Annotated in this window: 1 protein-coding gene, 1 tRNA gene and 1 pseudogene; 2 read left to right on the top strand and 1 reads right to left on the bottom strand. The window is 52.4% G+C overall.

Annotation, left to right across the window (positions count from 1 at the left end; genetic code table 11):
- Window positions 1–211 precede the first annotated feature (211 nt).
- Both ACWIGM_RS31445 and ACWIGM_RS31440 read left to right on the top strand, forming a co-directional pair.
- Window positions 212–288, top strand: a tRNA-Arg gene (locus tag ACWIGM_RS31445).
- Between the two features lie 198 nt (window positions 289–486).
- On the top strand, window positions 487–783 hold the full coding sequence (locus ACWIGM_RS31440) for a DUF2829 domain-containing protein (RefSeq protein WP_113419321.1): 297 nt from the start codon (window positions 487–489) through the stop codon (window positions 781–783).
- Window positions 784–873: 90 nt separating this feature from the next.
- Here the strand turns inward: ACWIGM_RS31440 and ACWIGM_RS31435 are convergent.
- Window positions 874–1,296, bottom strand: a pseudogene (locus ACWIGM_RS31435) (terminase); the annotation flags it as partial.

Below are 1,296 nucleotides of genomic sequence, written 5' to 3'. Positions count from 1 at the left end.
CTGGATACGTTTAAGGGGCACCCTCCCTTGCTCGGGCAAACGAACCAGGTAGCCGGAATGTGCAAGTCGAGCGGTTTTATTCCGCGCACGGGGATTCACCATCCCGGCGATTCGGTGTGACGCCTCGGAAGAGACGAGGGTACAACGATGAGAGCATTTATGGAGCCGCGACAAAGTGTGGCGCCTTAACAGGCTAAGTGCTCTCAGCGTTGTGGCATTAGCTCAGTTGGACAGAGCAACCGCCTTCTAAGCGGTTGGTCGCAGGTTCGAATCCTGCATGCCACGCCAGAATCACGCCTAAGGACCGTGATGCCAGAAGTTCCAGGTGCTTGGCGGTGATGGTTTCCCTTGAAGGACTATCACCGCCCTTTTTACAGCAGGACGCCATTGCGATGACTTCATGCTGTAAACCAGTACAGCCACGGAAGGCATAACTCATTGCTTCCAGTTCGCCCGGTTCGCCGGGCATTTTTTTAAGGTGAGATTATGAGCGAAACATCAACAGTATCTTTCTCCACTGCTTTGTCATCACTCAAAGATGGTAAGCGCATTGCACGTGCCGGATGGAATGGCAAAGGCATGTATCTGCAACTGGTTAAGCCACCGCAATCGGCCACTCCGAACGAGTGGCGATTTGACGTTACATGCGGTGACGAGTATACATTTGTACCTGGCGTTAAACTTCTACCGTGGATTGGGATGAAAACTGCTGACGGTTGCTTTGTACCGTGGCTGGCATCTCAAACCGATCTGCTATCTGATGACTGGATTGTAATTCAATAACACCGTGACATGTCACAAACAGCCAGCCTATGAGCTGGCTTTGTTTTATCCTCACCAGAGGATATCAACGACATTATCCCCACCAGCGGATTAAGCATAGGGATCGTAATCTGTAATGGCCTTGCCTTGCTGGTTCTGCTGACCTGGAATTCGCAGACGCTTCGACACAGGGAAAGCAAACGTCAGCAATAGCGCATCGCCTTTACCAGGAGAACGCCCAAGCCGCTCCTTGATATCTTCCTTCGGTTCGATAACGATTTTACCGTCCACTCGAACTTTGTACTCTGCCGCCGACAGGTCGTCCGCTGTTTCCTGGTCATCAAGCATGCCGCCCAGCCTCAGCCATGTCTTGCATGAGTTGAACATCTCCCCGCGCTTATTGAGCATCTGCGGGTCAGTAGACGCGCCACCGAACGGAACAAGTTGCCATGTACGACCCCAGCCATCACCGATTGACTTCAGACCAGTTCCGTAACCGAAGTCGATGAACACTGCGTCAGCCTGGTACTGGTC

The sequence above is a fragment of the Allobosea sp. NPDC055332 genome (genome assembly GCF_053645455.1).
This window is presented reverse-complemented; position numbering and strand designations above follow the sequence as displayed.